Source organism: Bacillus sp. FSL R5-0434 (assembly GCF_038004745.1).
GTDB lineage: Bacteria > Bacillota > Bacilli > Bacillales > Bacillaceae > Bacillus > Bacillus halotolerans.
In genome coordinates this window covers 4,109,874-4,126,271 of record NZ_JBBORV010000001.1, presented here as the reverse complement: position 1 = coordinate 4,126,271, position 16,398 = coordinate 4,109,874, and the positions used below count along the sequence as shown (strand labels likewise).

Below are 16,398 nucleotides of genomic sequence, written 5' to 3'. Positions count from 1 at the left end.
ACTTGGAGGATGAGAAACATTTGTTTACAGAAGCGGTTTTAAAAAATTTAATCATTTGAGAATGATCGTTCTAAAAATGACTAATGTTAATGAATAAATAGGATATGTAGTGAACTCTTTATGGTTTAGGTGGCGGGTTAAAATAGGAATAAGATTCCCCTCCGCCTAAACAATTATACAAAAAGGTAAAAACCCAATATATGTAATATGATAGAGGATGCTGATAAAAAATGAAAACACTCATGAAAGCAGCTCAGATCACCAAGTACTCAAAAAATATCTATGCCCAAATCAATGACATTCCAATTCCAGAAATCGGTGAAAATGAAGTTTTGGTAAAGGTCAAAGCTGCGGCGGTCAATCCACTGGAAATGTTAATTATTACAGGCAGCGTGAAACTGATTCAAGATTATGAGTTCCCATTAACGCTTGGTAATGAATTGACAGGAGTTATCGAAAAAGTCGGAAAAAAAGTGACGGAATTTCACGTAGGAGATGCCATCTATACACGTCTCCCGCTCGAAAAAATTGGTGCTTTTGCGGAATATGCCGCAATTGACGCTGCTGCAATTGCACCCATGCCAAAAAATTTGTCTTACGTGGAAGCCGCTGCTGCACCACTGGCTGGACTCACAGCGTATCAAGGTCTGCATGAAGAACTTGAGGCACAGTCAGGTAAATCTGTCTTCATTCCAGGTGGATCAGGCAGCTTTGGTCAAATGGCTGTACCAATTGCAAAGGCAATGGGCCTAAATGTCATTGTTAGTGGCAGCTCAGAAGCGCGCGAACGCACTTTGGAAATGGGTGCAGACCAATATTTGGATTATGCAATAGAAAACTATGTTGACTTGTTGTCGAATGTGGATTACGTGATGGATACACTGGGACCTAAAGAATTTGACAGTGAATTGAGTATTATCAAACCGGGCGGAAGATTGCTCTCTCTCCGTACAGGACCAAATAAACGTTTCGGAAAAGACCGAAATTTCCCATCGTGGAAACAAATGCTATTTTCCCTTGCTGGTGCAAAGTTTGACCGCAAAGCCAAGAAACAAAACGTGGAATACCATTTTATCTTCGTTCGTTCTGACGGCGCACAACTTAAAGAGATTACCAAAATCATTGAAGAAAACAACATTGTTCCAGCAATTCATCCAACACGATTTACCATAGACAACGTAAACGAAGCACTAAAACTAGTCGCAAATGGACGACCAAAAGGGAAAGTGATTATTCAATTTTAAGAGGAATATGAAGAAAGCAGTCAAAAAGTTGAGATCATTTATGTAAAGGATTTTGAAACAAACCGCGAGTTCTGCTGATTAAGAAACAAATGGAAAAGATAAAAAGCCAGGTCAGATCATAGAAAAACTTCAGCAAGCCGGAGTCCTGTATCAGTAATGATAAAACATGGAGAACTAGACATTTCAATTGTTTCTTATAAAAATTGTTGGAATGAAATTGAGACAGGTGCTTGCTCTAACAGACATATCACCAATGACACGTTTTGCCTATAAAAAAAGAAGCGACAACTAAGGCAGCTTCTTTTTTTATTTCTTCAAAACTTATAGCTTTAAACTCTGTTAGTGCCGATATCTTGTGAAGCATTTATAGGCTTTATTTTAAAAAACATTTAGTTCTGAAAAATTTGAGGTATATCGCAGCACATCAACCAAAAACTCTTCAAAATGCAGGACAAAATGAGTCATGTTTCCGAACGAAAGGTTTTTCCTATTTCTTTTCCTAAACCAAAATAGTGTCTGAAATTATAAATAAGCGGACTCCATTTTGAAGGGTTAATGTGGTTGTCGTTCAATATGATCTTTTCCTCGGCATGAAAATGTAAAGCTTGTGTTTCCACAATCGCAAATGATGGTTCGTAATCTGGTATCCGAATATGTTTCACTTCTGCTTCTATTTGGATAGGGCACTCTTTAATTCTTGTTGGTGCTACTGTCATTGATGGTAAAGGTGTTAACCCTGCCGCTTCGTATTTCTCTTTTTTGTAAGTAAACCCGAGCTGTTTCTTCAAAGGCGGGATATTCTTTTTTCCGCTAAAAGACGAAATTTTTTCAACGTTTTTCCATAAATCGGGGCTGGGCAAGTTAATGACACATTCTTTGTGTCTCTTTATATTTTCAATAGCTTTTCCTCCTAGTCCTACTCCCAGAACAATATAGTTTCCAAGCGCCCACGAGGAAGACATCGGACTAATATTGGTGGTTCCATCTTCATTCAAAGTGGAAAGAAGGAATGTTGACGTGCCATAGTACATAATGTTTGGTTTGATTTCTTTAAAATGAAGGGTGTCTTGTTTTTCACTGTTCAACGCTTAATGCCTCCTAATCATTATTTATTCATATTGTAAAGGTTTAACATTTCAACTATCATCGAAATATGAATGTAAGGAGGAGAATGATGAATCCTAATATTGCAAAGGTTGCTTCGTTACTATCTGACCCCACGCGTTCTTCTATTCTTTTGAGCCTTATGGATGGAAGAATACACCCTGCTGGAGAGCTTGCATATTTCGCTAAAATCAAGCCTCAAACTGCGAGCTTTCACCTGCAAAAATTACTTGAAGCACAGCTCATCAGTGTAGAGAAGCATGGAAGACATCGGTATTATAAATTGGCTAGCGCCGATGCTGCAAAAGTGATCGAACAATTGCTCAGTATTTCGCCTGATTCAAAAGTGAAGTCTTTCAATGATTCAAAAGAAAAAAGTGATTTACACTTTGCCCGTACCTGTTATGATCATCTGGCTGGTTATATCGGCGTGCAAGTGACACATTCATTAGTCGAGCAGGGCTTCTTACGAAAAACGGATTTACACTTTGAGGTCACTTCAGAAGGCTCTTTGTTTTTAAAGGATTTTGGAGTCGACGAAGAAAAACAAAGAAATAAGAGGAGAGCTTTTGCGCTTTGCTGTTTAGATTGGAGCGAGCGGCAGCATCATTTAGCAGGCGCTTTGGGACATGCATTATTAGACAGGATGCTAGAACTGCAATGGATTGTGCGTATGCCTAAAACTAGAGCTATTAAGGTTACACAAAGCGGAAAAGCTGCATTTGAGAAATACTTTAAATTGAGTATCTAAGATTTTGAATGGAAAACATACTTCCTCCATCAAAAGTGGAGAAAGCAGATGGGTGCCATATTCATATGAGTAGCGGAACGCAAAGTGATAAAGTGGCTTATCTCCTTATGTTTCGAGACGTAAAGCCTGTGATGTCTTCACCACACCATCTGTTTTCCGTTCCCTTAGCTGCAACGTCAGCATCCTTTGTGTGATACCCGGTATTGATCTTTTCAGTTCATTAAACCTGACCGGTTGATGAGACAGGGTATCGATGATGATTCCTTTCCATTTTCAGCCAACAATGTGTAAAGCCATTTACAAAAATATTCAAAGGAAGTGGTTTGCTTGAACTTAATACAAATATCAGAACATGTCTATCAGTGTGAATTTGAACTCGATATACCGATTCATATCCCAGTTCATATTTGGTTTATTAAAGATGGTGATGATGTTTATATCATTGATACAGGAATAGAACGTTTCGCAGATGCTCAAATAAAGGCAGCGTTAGCAATTGGTCATCCCAAAGCCATTCTGCTTACCCATGGCCATAGTGATCATATTCAAGGTGCAGCAAAATGGTTAGAGAAGTTTGACATTCCTATTTATGCCCATCAAAAAGAACTGATTTATATAAATGGAGAAGCGCCTTATCCGAACAAAAATGACGTCGAAAACACAAGGGTAGCACATACTGTCCGGCCGCTGACGGAGCATACACTTACTCACTTGCCGATACAATACTATGTAACACCCGGACATTCTCCGGGGCATGTTATCTACCATCATGAAATAGATAACATTTTATTATCGGGAGACCTTTTTATTACAAGTAAGGAGGAGCTGCACCCGCCTATCAGAAAATTCAGCGTCGATATGAATGAGAATATAGATAGCGGCGCAATCATAGATGAAATCAAACCAACTCTTATCTGCTCTTCGCATGGACAAAGCATTCTTTATAACGAAGAACTGTATAAAAGGTATGTTTTAAAATATAGAGATTAAAGAAAGTTTGTAACAGTAAATATGAATTGGTTGGGGAGAAGAGTGAGACTATTTTGAGTATCGTTTTTAGAAGGAATAAGTCCCTCAAAACATACCAAACACTCGGTATGTTTTGGGAGATTTAAAGATACTCTGATATTTCGACGAGGTTCTGATCGGGATCTCGAATATAAACAGAGATAATCGGGCCAAGGGCGCCGGTTCTTTTTACAGGCCCTTGCTCTATATTGACATTCATTTTCGTGAGATGTTCTACTACTTTATTGATAGGTTCATCAGTGATAAAACACAAATCCGCAGATCCAGGTAATGGGTGCTGTGCCTTAGGTTCGAATTCATGACCGGCCTCATGCAAGTTTATTTTTTGATTGCCAAAACGCAATGCTTTTCTGCCCGAACCAAACGTTTCTTCCTGCATTCCCAAAACAGAGGTGTAGAAGCGGATTGTCTCCTGAAGGCTTTTTACCGTTAACACCAAATGATCAAGTCGTTTTATCATTCACGATCCCTCCTGCAAAGTATACATTTCACTAAATCTATTATTAATCCTGCATAGCTGCTTTCGTATCAGATGAGATTAACTAAAGAAAGATACTTACCGCAGAATAAATGAGCAGCAAGCACATGATGACTCGAAATGCCTTATCGTGTTTTTCAAAAAGCTTTTTAAAAACAGAGCCGAACCCTGACCATAGCAGCAGGGCGAACCAGCCCAGAAAAATGGCCAATGAGAGATAAAAAATAATTGATGTCATTGAATGCTGAAACGGCAGTATAAAAGCACTCATCAATGTTAAGAAGAACAAAACGCTTTTGATATTGATGATCTGGAAGATGAAACCGGATAAAAAAGAAGAGTGCGTATCTCCGGAATCCTTCTTTGAGCCTTTGGCGAAACCGATCTGCCAGGCCAAATAGAGCAAATAGACTGCACCAGCTATTTTGAAGTAGGGCTCAACAAGAGGAATCCAATTGTATACACCTATTGTGAATATACCGCTGAGAATCCCCAGTGCTGCAAAGCCCGATAAGATGCCGCTATTAAAACGCCACGAACCGATAAAGCCAAACCTTCGCGCTTCATTCATCATTAAGATGTTACTTGGGCCGGGCGTAATGGATGTCAAAATCACATACGAAAGAAAAGCTATAATACTCATTGAATCACCTTCATTTACTAATGTCATATTGGGCAGTTTTTATTGTATGATAGTCATATCTATAAATAAAATTGAAATATAAAAAAGCATTATCATTTTTTTCGATAGAAGGGGAAAACGTATGGAGATCAGACATCTTGTCACGTTCCAAGCAATTGTAGAAATGGGAAGTTACACGGGAGCTGCTGCTAAGCTGGGTTATACGCAATCCACGATCACCACTCATATCCAAGCGCTTGAGCAGGAGATCGGCGGCGCTTTATTTTCGTATGAAAAAAGAAATCTAAAGCTGACTCATTTAGGCAGAGAATTAATCCCTTTGGCAGAAGATTTACTTTCTGCCCACGACCAGATCAAGAATATGAAGAGTGTTCATGAAATCAAGGGAGTATTAAAGGTAGCCGCACCTGAGTCTTTAACGATTTCTAGACTAGGGCCAATCATAAGGGAATTTTCACTGAAATATCCTCATGTGAAGATTATATTAAGCAATGGGACATGCGGGGAAAACCAGGTAGATTTATTGAGCGGACGGGTGGATATTGCTTTTATGGTCTATCCAGCAATTAGCCCGGACAAATGCATTCATTATACTTTAACTGAGGAGAGGATTGTCCTTGTGGGCAGTCATGACGGACCGGATCATTTTGATGATTATAAACAAGATATCAGCGGCCATTTTTTTATCACAAATGAAGAAGGCTGCAGCTATCGATCAATGTTTGAAAGGTATCTTGTTAAGCATGACATCTGCAACGTTCAAACAATGGAGCTGTGGAGTATCGAAGCGATCAAACAAACGGTCATGAGCGGGCTTGGCTTTTCTGTTTTACCTTATGTGACAGTGAAAGAAGAGGTGGAAAGCGGTAAGCTGAAAATCCTTGGTCATTCTGAAGCTTTCGAACCGCTGTATTCCCATATGCTGATCAAAAAGAAAAAATGGCAATTGCCGGCGGCAGAGGCTTTTGCTGAACTTGTTTTATATTCGTTTGGTGAATCTGAACAGGAGTCTCTCGTTGGTATGTCCGGTGAATAGACAGGATGTTGGAAAAGGAGGAGTTGGTACGCTCACTCCTTTTCATATTAGTCATCCATCAAACTGCGGCTGAAACCTTGGGTTTTACAAACTTTACGAAAATGCCCCGGACTAAAGGGCCCATTATTAATAATTGCAATGGGTAGGCTAAAATAAAGTTTTTCAGAACGATCATAAGGTAAGCGCTGAATAGGCTGTTCTCGTTAAGTCCATTCGACAAAGCTGCCGTGATTAATCCGAAAACAGACATGCAAAGTACCATACCAACCACCATACAAGTCGACATGGCAAGGACCATATATAATTTCTTAGACTTGTCGAACGGCATTTTGAATGTCATTTTTCTTGCGAGCGGTCCGACTAAAAGTAAATCTAACAGTAACGCTACAATAAATCCAATGATCATCTCAAAAGCTGTAACCCATGAAAAATCACGAATGGCTCCGTTGATCACTGCATTGTAAATCGACATGACGCAGACCATTCCAAAGCACATCATCACGCCAAAGATAAGGCCTTCTTTTTTATTTGCTGGCATACAATCAATCCTTCTCTCAATAATCGGTGATTAGTATACCAATGAATCACACATGCTCATAAGTGACAAATTTGTGAACAATTTATTGGCCGGAATCGTCTTCTTTTGTCATCAGCACATGCGGAATGCCATCCAATATAAATTCCTCTGATGCTGTCTGATAGCCGAGCTTTTCATAAAAACCTGCTGCCTGTGTCTGACCGTGCAGTTTACATGTATAAATGCTTTTTTCTTTCACAATACGTTCTAACTCAGCGACAATCACTTTCCCCAACCCGAATTTGCGATAGGGCTTCAGAATGCAGATTCTTTCCAGTTTGCCCGCGTGATCAACGATACGCACACGCGCTGTGCCGACCGGCTGTTGTTCATGGTAAACCAGAATGTGCTGGCAATCCCCATGGAGTGTATCGAACTCATCGAACTCGTCGGAAACTGGACAGCCTTGTTCCTCAACAAATACTGTCTTTCTGATGTCAAACGCTGTATGTAAATCATGTTCTGTCGTTATTCTCTTCACATTCATGATTGATTCTCCTCTTTATCAGAAAAATGGCTGATGACATACTGTTTAAAGGTCTCTGCCACCGGGGATAAAAATCTGCCTTCTATCCAGGCGATTCCTATGACGCCTGACATTCCGGCCAGCTGACACGAATTTTTGTGATTTTGCTTTGGTCTAACCCTTTAAGATCGGGCAGAATGGATATGCCAAGACCGGCTGCCACAAAACCTGCCGCAGTGGCTGCTTCTTCACCCTCAAACATAATGTTCGGTTGAATGTCCGCTTTCTCAAACAATTCATCAACCGTCATGCGAAGCGCATATCCTTTTTTCAATAAAATGAAACGCTCATCGGCGACTTCGGTCAGTGCAATGCTTTCTCGATGAGATAACGGATGGTTGTTTGGCACAAATACAAACAGTTCTTCGCTCCATAATTGTATCCAGCGGATCAGCTTTTCAGGCTTGATGGAGGCAAGGAGACAGAGATCCAGATCTCCGGATTTTAATCGTTCAAGCAGCCAATATGAATGGTTTTGCTTCAACTGGAAGGTAATGTCGGGATATTTCTGCTGAAAGCTGCCGATTAAATCGGGAACCAGCGTTGTTCCTAATGTATGTAAAAAACCGAGAGACACTTCGCCTTGGTCAGGCTGTAACAAAGCTTGGATTTCTTCTTTCCCTTCGGTATATTCCTTCATCATGTCATGAACGCGTCTTAAAAATATTTCTCCGTATTTGTTTAGTTTAATCGAACGTCCTTGCCTGTCGAATAGCGGGACGCCTAAATGGTGTTCGAGTCTGGCGATTGAGCGTGAAAGCGCAGGCTGTGTGATCGACAGACTTTGTGCCGCCTTCGTGACGTGCTCCATGCGGGCCAGTGTTTGAAAATATTCAAATTGTTCCCATTCCAAATCGTCAACACCTCCTACATTACATTTAAGCATGAATTGGATATTTATTATGCATTATACAACATATATCAACGGTGCTAAGATAAATGTATAAACAGACTCGAGGATGTTTGAAATCGCAAGAAATAAAGGATGGGTGTTTATGGAGTGCAGTCTTCAACAAAATGGTGAGGGGCAGATAAAGTCCCGATGACATACATTCAAAAAGGCACACCGGTTTTTCGTAAAATTACGTTTGCTTTCTTTGCTGCAGGTTTTAATACATTTGCCATTCTGTATTGTGTACAGCCGCTTATGGAGGAATTTACGCGGGAGTTTCATGTGACCCCTACAACAGCGAGTCTTTCTTTATCTGCTACAACAATGCTCTTAGCTGTCAGCATGCTTGTTTTCGGTTCGTTGTCAGAGGTATGGGGACGTAAGCCGATTATGGCTGTATCCATGCTGGCCGCATCCGTTCTCTGTCTGGCGTCGGCCTTCAGCCCGAATTTTCATACGCTGCTCGTATTGAGAATCATTCAAGGGATTGCGCTCGCTGGTCTCCCTTCGATTGCGATGGCTTATCTTGGAGAAGAAATTGAACCCGGAAGCCTTGGGTCGGCGATGGGGCTGTATATCAGCGGAAACGCGATCGGCGCCGTTTTTGGAAGGATTGTTTCAGGGCTCTTGAGTGAGTACTTTACTTGGCATATAGCGATGGGGTCAATTGGTGTGATCAGTTTGATAGCGAGTATGATATTTTTTATGAATTTGCCTCAATCGACCCATTTTACGTCGAGAAAACTTGAGATCGGTCAGTTGGGAATGTCTTTAATCAGCCACTTGAAGGACCGGAAACTGTTAAGCTTGTTCTTCATTGGTTTTTTGCTTCTCGGAAGCAATGTTGCATTGTTCAACTACATTGCGTATGTGCTGTTAGCGCCGCCGTATTCCTTTAACAAAGCGTTTGTCAGCTGGATATTTATTGTGATGATTGTCGGGATTTTCAGCTCGTCTTTTATTGGAAGAATGGTCGATCAATACGGTTATCATAAAATACTGATGATGAATATTTTTATCGTGATCGCAGGTGCATTATTAACGTTAAACGGCGTATTAGCAGTAAAAATTCTGGGGATTGCCCTTTTTACCTTTGGTTTCTTTGGAGGGCATTCAGTCGCCAGCAGCTGGGTTGGACGGAGAGCCCTGCATAACAAGGCGCAGGCCTCATCGCTGTATTTGTTCTTTTATTACGCAGGTTCAAGTATCTGCGGAACAGTCGGCGGCGTGTTTTGGTCTGCTTTTCATTGGCTGGGTGTCGTCGGTATGATCACGTTCATGCTGCTGTTTGCCTTCGTGCTGTCGGTATTTCTGGCAAGGAGTGAAAACGTGTCAGGCAGCACGCTATGACTGATTTGACATGTCCTGAGGTGCAGGCAGTAAATTGAAATGATGGTGACAAAAAAAGGACCTCTGGCGGGTCCTTTTCTTATTGGCTGTTGTTCCAATGGGCCGGGATCTTTAAAGTAGGCGGAAGCTTTGTGCGGGGATTGCCTTTTGCAGCGTTCACTTGTGCCTGCGTTAGAAAAATGCTTCCTGTCAGGTCAGCTCCGCTTAAATCAGCATCTCTGAGATCAGCGCCGATGAAATCTGTCATTCTCATATCAGAATGTCTCAGGTCGGCTGCTATGAGCAGTGCTCCTCTGAAGTTTGCTCCTCTTAGATCAAGCCCTTTCAGTTTCGCGCCGATCAGGGCGCTTCCCCGGCTGATTTTTTTCGGGAGTTTTTGATTGCGGGCTTGGGCACGCACCAGCTCACTCGTTTTTAACAGCCATTCATTAACCTCAGCTCTATGCTCGGACACATGTAGGTTCAGCAGGTTTTCCGCGCTGAGCCTGGTGAGTTTGTCCGTCTTTTCGAAACAAGCCCGCAGCTCACGGTGAATCGGCTTGGCTGCCTCTATAGAAAGAGCTTCATGTAAATACCAAAGCATCTCATGCAGCTGCTGCATAATTGGAAAAACGTCAAACATCTCTTTCGCGGATTCCGGGTTTTTTCGCCAATCCTTTCCCTCATAAGTAATTTGGGATACCTTTTGACCGGCGCCAAAGCATTCATAAGCTGAGCAGCCTCGAAATCCTTTTTCTCTAAGAGCTTCATGTATGGCACATTGATAGTTTGATTCTAAGTTGCGGCAAGGCGTTCCGCCATCTTTATCAAAAGCAAAATCGGCCGATTTCGCATAAGGCAAGGCAACACAGCACAGGCCAAAACAATGTTGGCAATCTGCGCTTATATCATGCTGTCTATTGTTATGTAATGTGAATTCCACAGACAATATCGTTCACCCCTTCACTCGGGAACTTTGTAAAATATAGGTTTTGTTCGTGCTGTTTGCATTATATAGGAAATAGGTATACTTTTCATTTTATTTTTTCATGATCAACCCCTCAAACAATGTATAATATATCCAACCGTGATGATGGGGAGGGAACTTTTTGGAACAGCAAATAAAAGAGATCATTGCTGCTTGTGATGCGGCAATCCGGAACGAAGATTTTGATACACTGATGAATTACTATACAGAGGATGCCATTTTAGTTGTGAAGCCTGGCATGATCGCACGCGGTAAAGAAGAAATCAAAAAAGCGTTTATTGCGATCGCAAATTATTTCAATCATCAGCTTGTCCCGACACAAGGGGAAATGGTCATTTTGGAAGCAGGCGACACTGCTCTGGTCCTTTCTCAAACGCTGCTTGAATCGGATAAAAAGGATTCCGAGTATGCGATGGAAAGAAGGGCGACCTATGTGTTTAAGAAGAATATGCAAGGTGAGTGGCTTTGTGCAATTGATAATTCATATGGTACGGATTTAATTTAGTTTATAGTGCTTAGACATTCTGAAACAAGACGGGCTGCATGTGATCTGCTGTGTACTTTTCCTGCATATAATGATTCATGAAGGTGAATAGGAAAGGGTGAATTCAATTGAATCCATACAACAGCAGAATGGCACCTTATTGGGTTTATCATGGCGGAGAATCAACGCTTTACCAGTATCCATATGTCTATAGGCAGCCCGGTTTCTCGCGCGCCATTATTACTGCAGCGCGGGGTGATGTGACGGGAGATGGAGTCGCTGATGAAGTCTTCCTTACTGGCAATCAAACGTCAGGCAGTCCGCTATGGAGAAATATCACTTTGGTGATACGTGACGGCAAAACACATCAGGAACGGCAAATCCAGCTTCATAACAATATCGGATACAATCCGTCACTTTTTCTGGCTGATGTGACAGGCAATAAAACGGAAGATGTGGCTGTTGTAATCGATACCGGGGGAAGCGGAGGCTCTATCTATGCGTATGTATTTGCCTATATGAACCGGCAGTTCAGGCAGATTTTCAATTCGGATTCTTTTAATGATGAATTCAAGTACAGTGTGAGCTATCTAAATCAATATAAAGCGAGCGTGGTCAGTCAACGCCAGCATGAACAATATATACTGGATCTTACTTACAAAGGCAGAGACTATTTGAATGAAATTTATACGAATCAGGGTGTTTTAAAAGCGCCGATAGAAGGCTGGGTTAATCCTTTATCCGGCTTGTATCCGGTTGATTTCAACAGAGACGGCGTATACGAATTGCTGGCGTATCAGCGAATCGCCGGAAGGTATAACGCCGACTCATTGGGATATGTTCAAACCGTATTGAAATGGAACGGGCGGAATTTTGGCGTTGACCGGCAGAATGTATCGATTGTTGGCGGTGCCGCAACTTGAGCAGAGAGAATGCGTTAGTCGCAAAGACTCACGCTACAGGTGTTCTGCAACGACGGTCAGATAATAAGATAAACCGGTTTGCTGCTCTTCTAACATTTCTCGATGAAAATCATCCTGCATAAAGAACCGCGTTTGTTTTACGTAATCTTCTTTGCTTGTCGGGTGTCCGTTTTGATTCAGGAACGTAATATGATTCATGACATGCTCTTGCACGGCAGGGTCATGATACGTCACGCCGCTTCTTAAAAAATCAGCCATTCCATCAAGAAAATGTTTTGCCTCTATCGCCATTTTGTTCATTTCATCTACATTGATAGCGTGGGTATCTACTTCAAAATCGTAATGCTCTTTTAAATGGTCATTTTGTTCCGCTAAAGATTGTTTCCATTCGTTTGAGGTTTCAAATCCTTTAAACATTACCTTATGATCCATGTTCTCACCTTTTCTTGTGTATTCTAAAGACGTATTGACCGTTTGAACGAAGCGCTGGTACTTTTTAATTTTCTTTTCAAACAGCTTTTTTTGCTTTTCTAATGTGCCAGTTCTGTCAGCATCCTCAACTAATAACCTTTTTATTTCTGACAAAGGAATATCTAATTCTTTGTAAAAAAGGATTTCCTGCAGTCTTTTTAGCTCGTCGGCGCCATAGTACCGATATCCGGCTTCGCTGATTTCTTTTGGGACCAGCAAGCCGATTTTGTGGTAGTGATAAAGCGTTTTGATTGTCACGTTCGCAATGTGCGACAATTCTTTTACTGTTACCTTCACAACTCAATTCCTCCTTCCTCTATCACTATGAGGCCTTACCTTTGGTTGGAGTCAAGAATAAAAATGATGTTATTTTTACCCGGAGAGAATGGGATATAGCCCCCGAGAAAGCTGTTTTAGATCAAAGAAAAGAGTGCTTGCACACAAGCACTCTTTACTCCAACTTAATTCTTTTCACATCTCCTAGCACAAATACGTAAAAAATCAGCCCAAGCAGCAATACAAAACCGGCAACAAGAAAGCTGAGCGTAAAGGAACCTGTCACATCAAACAAATATCCCGTGAGTGAAGCGGCGATTATGCCTCCGAATAGGTTGTTTGCCAGATTTACCATGGAACTCAGCATGGAAACGGAGCCAATCGGGGCCAGTTCTGCGGAGATGGACCAGCCGACCGGAGCCGTTGCAGAAACGCCGGCGAGGCCGATTGAAATGCAGATAATTGCAACGGTAATATTATTCGTCAAAATGGAGCCCAAAAAGAAAAAGCCGAAGCTCATCCCTACAATGATCACGGTTCGGTACACCTTGGTGTTGGAATAGCCTTTTTTGATAAGGTAATCGACGAGCCAGCCGCCGACCACAATGCCGGAAATGGTTGAGATCAGCCACGGCACGGCGGTGAATAAACCGGATGACATGAGATCCATTCCGTATGTATGCTTAAAGAAAGTCGGAAGCCATGTAAGCAGCAGGTTGAATGTATAGCCGTACCCCGTAAATCCGATCATTAAGCCCCATACTTTACGGTTGGAAAACAGTGCTTTTAAAAGCGGGACCGTTTTATAGGGGATTTGTTCTGTTGTGATTGTATTGTGTTTCTGAATATAGTTTAATTCGCTTTTGGAAATGCGTTTGTGCCGTTCGGGCTGCTCATAGTACTGCCAGAAAAAGATGGTAAACAGCACATTGATGCATCCGATCGTTAAAAAGGCGACCCGCCAGTCAAATGTTGTGACGAGAAAGGCGACCAGCGGCGCTCCGATTACGTTTGAAAATTTGGCGGCTGAATCAAACAGTGAGTTCGCCAGACCCCGTTCACTTGGAGGAAACCATAGAGCGGTTGCTTTGGAAGCGGCGGGGAACGCCGATGCGCTTGTCAGCCCAATGAGAAATCGGAACACATATAAGAGCAGTTTTCCTTGTAAAAAAGCGAGAATGATCGTTAAAATGCTCCAAACCGTCATTCCGATTCTTGTGACCCAGGCCACGCCAAACCTGTCCAATAAACTTCCGACGGGCAGCTGCATCAGTGTGTACGAATATGTGTAAATCGAAAACACAATGCCGAGTTCAGTTGCTGTGAGGTGAAACGAATCTTGTATCGCCGGGGCAGCTACAGAAATGGCCACTCGATCAAAATAATTAAGAATGATAATGCCGCTCAGTAACGAAGATATATACCATCTGGTATGCCCGGGCCGTTTCACGCGCTCTTGACTCATGATGAAAACCTCCTCTGTCATAGCATGATCTCCGGATGTAAATACCATTCAAATTTTAATTACCACAGCTCTCTTTTATGTAAACGGACAGCAGGAATTTGACTGGAAAAGCCCATTGCTTTAGAATGAAAGTAATAAAAATGAACACTCCAAAGGGGAGTAGCTTTCACAGTAAAGTCGTCATTACGGGACAAGGTGTCCTCGGCTTTGCTGGCAATTTGATTGTTAGCGAGACCTTTGCCAAATCTGATTTGGTGAAGGTCTTTTTGTTTCTGAACTTCACCAAATCGGTGGAGTTTTTTCATTTTTATCAAAAAAGGGAGAGGAGATTTACGATGTCTAAGCTGAAGAAATGGCTGAAACGTGAATTGGTGAAGAAGGGGCTGCCATTAGCGAAAGAGAAATTGATTCCGATCTTAAAAGAAAAAATGAAGAAGAAACGATAAGGGGGCAAACAATGAAGAAAATGGTTCTGACGGTTTTGGCCGGCGCGGGTCTTTTGGGGGCAGGCGGATGCGGAATACTGGATCAGGTGAATGACGGGCTGGATTATACAAATGAAGCGTCAGCTTATGTGGAAAAGGTGAAGACGTTTGCAGAGGAAGCGCCTGCATTGGCTGAGGAAGCTGTAAATGACACTGAGGCGAAAGAAAAACTAGAGACACAGCTTGAGTCTATTCAAAAGGCAGCGGCTGATTTTAATGAATTAACACCGCCTGATGCCGCAGCGGAGCTTCACAACACCCTGCAGGAGCATAACGACACATTGCAGAAAAATGCGGAAGACGTCTTGCAGCAAGTGGAAGAAGGAAAGGTATCGCTTGAGGAATTGGAGCAATCCGAATTGGTCCAAAACGCTAAGCAAATTACTGATGTGATGGGGCAAATTGAAAAGCTTGGCGAATAAGAAAAAGCATCCCGGGAGGGGACTGACCCCATAAGATGAGACAAATAAAAAACACCTTCAAGTTTGAAAACGGATAGTTGTTATCCGAAATAAGACTTGGAGGTGTTTTTTGTATGGGAACAAGAATGAGTTATCCGATTGAAGTCAAACAGAAGGCTGTAGAAATGAGATTGGCAGGCGTGCCTATGAAAGCGATCATGCAGGAATTGAATATCAAGAATAAGACGCAGGTTCAGACATGGGTTAGATGGCATAAAGCTGGGGATACACATCGATTTGAACAGCCTGTTGGTAAGCAATACACTTACGGAAAAGGTCCGGAGTATTCTTCCGAATTAGAGAAACTGCAGGCAGAGAACCGTTATCTGAGACAACAAAATGAAGTTTTAAAAAAGTACAACGAATTGGAAAGGAAGTTGATAGCCAAACGTCAGTCGAACTTGTAGAAGTATTGCACGGCACAATGACCGTACAGAATATCTGTGTTCATTTAGGTATCTCACGAGCGTCTTATTATCGTTGGAAGAAGAACCTGATGAAAGATCATCCCAAGCGCCATTTGGAAAAACAAATCGGCACGTTGTGCCGAGAGCACAAGTATCGATATGGATATCGAAAAATTACAGCTATATTAAAAAAGGAAATGCGTATTAACCATAAAACGGTTCAGCGTATCATGCAGAAAAATCAGTGGCAGTGCCGGGTTAAGGTGAAAAAGCGCAAGAAGAATGGGCAGCCATATGCCGTGGTTGATAATATATTAGATCGGAACTTTCAGTCCGATCATCCTCTTGAAAAACTAGTAACGGATATCACGTATTTGCCTTATGGACAGAAACAATTGTACCTTTCCAGTATATTGGATGTATACAATGGAGAAGTAATTGCTTTCACGATTGGAGATAAGCAGGACACAGACTTTGTCTTAAACACACTTGATCAGCTGCCAACACTGCCTCAGAACTGCGTGTTACATAGTGACCAAGGATCTGTGTATACATCTTATGAGTATCAGAAAGCTGTTAAAACAAAAGGCATTACCATGAGCATGTCCCGCAAAGGGACGCCCGCTGATAATGCCTCCATCGAATCGTTTCATTCCTCACTAAAGTCTGAAACGTTCTATCTTAACAGCATTGATCGAACCACGACCGCCATCGTAGAACGCACTGTCAAAGAATACATTTATTATTATAACAACATTCGTATTCAAACGAAACTAAACAGCCAATCACCGATAAGCTATCGGCAATTGGCTGTTTAAAAGGTGTTTTG

The 16,398-nt window shown here is 41.9% G+C and carries 17 protein-coding genes and 2 pseudogenes; 9 read left to right on the top strand and 10 right to left on the bottom strand.

Annotation, left to right across the window (positions count from 1 at the left end; genetic code table 11):
• Positions 1–230: 230 nt before the first annotated feature.
• Positions 231–1,244 carry an NADP-dependent oxidoreductase gene (locus tag NYE43_RS21440; protein WP_216394749.1) on the top strand — a complete coding sequence of 338 codons (1,014 nt, stop codon included), beginning with the start codon at positions 231–233 and terminating at the stop codon, positions 1,242–1,244.
• A 461-nt stretch (positions 1,245–1,705) separates the two neighbouring features.
• Here the strand turns inward: NYE43_RS21440 and NYE43_RS21435 are convergent, their stop codons facing one another.
• Positions 1,706–2,329, bottom strand: coding sequence for a flavin reductase family protein (locus NYE43_RS21435; RefSeq protein ID WP_095712564.1), 624 nt, complete (start codon positions 2,327–2,329; stop codon positions 1,706–1,708).
• 89 nt (positions 2,330–2,418) lie between these two features.
• On the opposite strand from NYE43_RS21435, the gene NYE43_RS21430 reads away from it, so the two are divergent.
• On the top strand, positions 2,419–3,099 hold the full coding sequence (locus NYE43_RS21430) for an ArsR/SmtB family transcription factor (protein ID WP_095712565.1): 681 nt from the start codon (positions 2,419–2,421) through the stop codon (positions 3,097–3,099).
• A 105-nt stretch (positions 3,100–3,204) separates the two neighbouring features.
• Here NYE43_RS21430 and NYE43_RS21425 read toward each other — a convergent pair.
• Positions 3,205–3,396, bottom strand: a pseudogene (locus NYE43_RS21425) (winged helix-turn-helix transcriptional regulator).
• Between the two features lie 30 nt (positions 3,397–3,426).
• Between NYE43_RS21425 and NYE43_RS21420 the strand changes: the two are divergent.
• A complete protein-coding gene (locus NYE43_RS21420; protein WP_101859640.1) occupies positions 3,427–4,089 on the top strand; it encodes an MBL fold metallo-hydrolase in 663 nt (220 codons plus the stop codon).
• A gap of 121 nt (positions 4,090–4,210) precedes the next feature.
• Here the strand turns inward: NYE43_RS21420 and NYE43_RS21415 are convergent, their stop codons facing one another.
• Both NYE43_RS21415 and NYE43_RS21410 read right to left on the bottom strand, forming a co-directional pair.
• A complete protein-coding gene (locus tag NYE43_RS21415) occupies positions 4,211–4,588 on the bottom strand; it encodes a VOC family protein (RefSeq protein WP_024123541.1) in 378 nt (125 codons plus the stop codon).
• An 82-nt stretch (positions 4,589–4,670) separates the two neighbouring features.
• Entirely contained in the window at positions 4,671–5,249 is a 579-nt protein-coding gene (locus NYE43_RS21410; RefSeq protein WP_024123540.1) for a LysE family translocator, read from the bottom strand.
• 121 nt (positions 5,250–5,370) lie between these two features.
• Here NYE43_RS21410 and NYE43_RS21405 point away from each other — a divergent pair, with 121 nt between their 5' ends.
• A complete protein-coding gene (locus NYE43_RS21405; protein ID WP_341062678.1) occupies positions 5,371–6,285 on the top strand; it encodes a LysR family transcriptional regulator in 915 nt (304 codons plus the stop codon).
• Positions 6,286–6,343: 58 nt separating this feature from the next.
• Here NYE43_RS21405 and NYE43_RS21400 read toward each other — a convergent pair whose 3' ends face one another.
• The 3 genes and pseudogenes from NYE43_RS21400 to NYE43_RS21390 form a co-directional block, all read right to left on the bottom strand.
• The gene (locus NYE43_RS21400; protein WP_101859643.1) at positions 6,344–6,823 is read right to left on the bottom strand and encodes a DUF2798 domain-containing protein; all 480 of its coding nucleotides are present in this window, start codon (positions 6,821–6,823) and stop codon (positions 6,344–6,346) included.
• Between the two features lie 82 nt (positions 6,824–6,905).
• Positions 6,906–7,349, bottom strand: a complete 444-nt coding sequence (locus NYE43_RS21395) for a GNAT family N-acetyltransferase (protein ID WP_095712568.1) — start codon at positions 7,347–7,349, stop codon at positions 6,906–6,908.
• A pseudogene (locus NYE43_RS21390) lies at positions 7,346–8,241 on the bottom strand (LysR family transcriptional regulator). The gene NYE43_RS21395 and the pseudogene NYE43_RS21390 overlap by 4 nt, the downstream one beginning before the upstream one ends.
• Before the next feature lie 189 nt (positions 8,242–8,430).
• On the opposite strand from NYE43_RS21390, the gene NYE43_RS21385 reads away from it, so the two are divergent.
• Entirely contained in the window at positions 8,431–9,630 is a 1,200-nt protein-coding gene (locus tag NYE43_RS21385; protein ID WP_341062674.1) for an MFS transporter, read from the top strand.
• A gap of 79 nt (positions 9,631–9,709) precedes the next feature.
• On the opposite strand, the gene NYE43_RS21380 is transcribed toward NYE43_RS21385, so the two are convergent.
• The gene (locus NYE43_RS21380) at positions 9,710–10,558 is read right to left on the bottom strand and encodes a pentapeptide repeat-containing protein (protein WP_103672073.1); all 849 of its coding nucleotides are present in this window, start codon (positions 10,556–10,558) and stop codon (positions 9,710–9,712) included.
• A 160-nt stretch (positions 10,559–10,718) separates the two neighbouring features.
• On the opposite strand from NYE43_RS21380, the gene NYE43_RS21375 reads away from it, so the two are divergent.
• The gene (locus tag NYE43_RS21375) at positions 10,719–11,102 is read left to right on the top strand and encodes a YybH family protein (protein ID WP_095712571.1); all 384 of its coding nucleotides are present in this window, start codon (positions 10,719–10,721) and stop codon (positions 11,100–11,102) included.
• A gap of 107 nt (positions 11,103–11,209) precedes the next feature.
• Positions 11,210–12,004 carry a hypothetical protein gene (locus NYE43_RS21370; protein WP_024123533.1) on the top strand — a complete coding sequence of 265 codons (795 nt, stop codon included), beginning with the start codon at positions 11,210–11,212 and terminating at the stop codon, positions 12,002–12,004.
• 33 nt (positions 12,005–12,037) lie between these two features.
• Here NYE43_RS21370 and NYE43_RS21365 read toward each other — a convergent pair whose 3' ends face one another.
• The gene (locus tag NYE43_RS21365; RefSeq protein WP_326323494.1) at positions 12,038–12,772 is read right to left on the bottom strand and encodes a MerR family transcriptional regulator; all 735 of its coding nucleotides are present in this window, start codon (positions 12,770–12,772) and stop codon (positions 12,038–12,040) included.
• Positions 12,773–12,926: 154 nt separating this feature from the next.
• Positions 12,927–14,237 (bottom strand): MFS transporter, encoded by a 1,311-nt coding sequence (locus NYE43_RS21360; protein ID WP_038954331.1) that lies wholly within the window; start codon positions 14,235–14,237, stop codon positions 12,927–12,929.
• 436 nt (positions 14,238–14,673) lie between these two features.
• Between NYE43_RS21360 and NYE43_RS21355 the strand changes: the two genes are divergently transcribed.
• Together NYE43_RS21355 and NYE43_RS21350 are read left to right on the top strand one after the other, a co-directional pair.
• Positions 14,674–15,123: a DUF6376 family protein gene (locus NYE43_RS21355; protein ID WP_095712575.1), complete on the top strand. Its 450-nt coding sequence runs from the start codon at positions 14,674–14,676 to the stop codon at positions 15,121–15,123.
• A 113-nt stretch (positions 15,124–15,236) separates the two neighbouring features.
• Positions 15,237–16,387 (top strand): IS3 family transposase gene (locus tag NYE43_RS21350; protein WP_341062670.1). Its coding sequence is split into 2 segments (ribosomal slippage): positions 15,237–15,510 and positions 15,510–16,387, totalling 1,152 coding nucleotides; the frame shifts between segments, so codons are not numbered across the junction.
• Positions 16,388–16,398 lie beyond the last annotated feature (11 nt).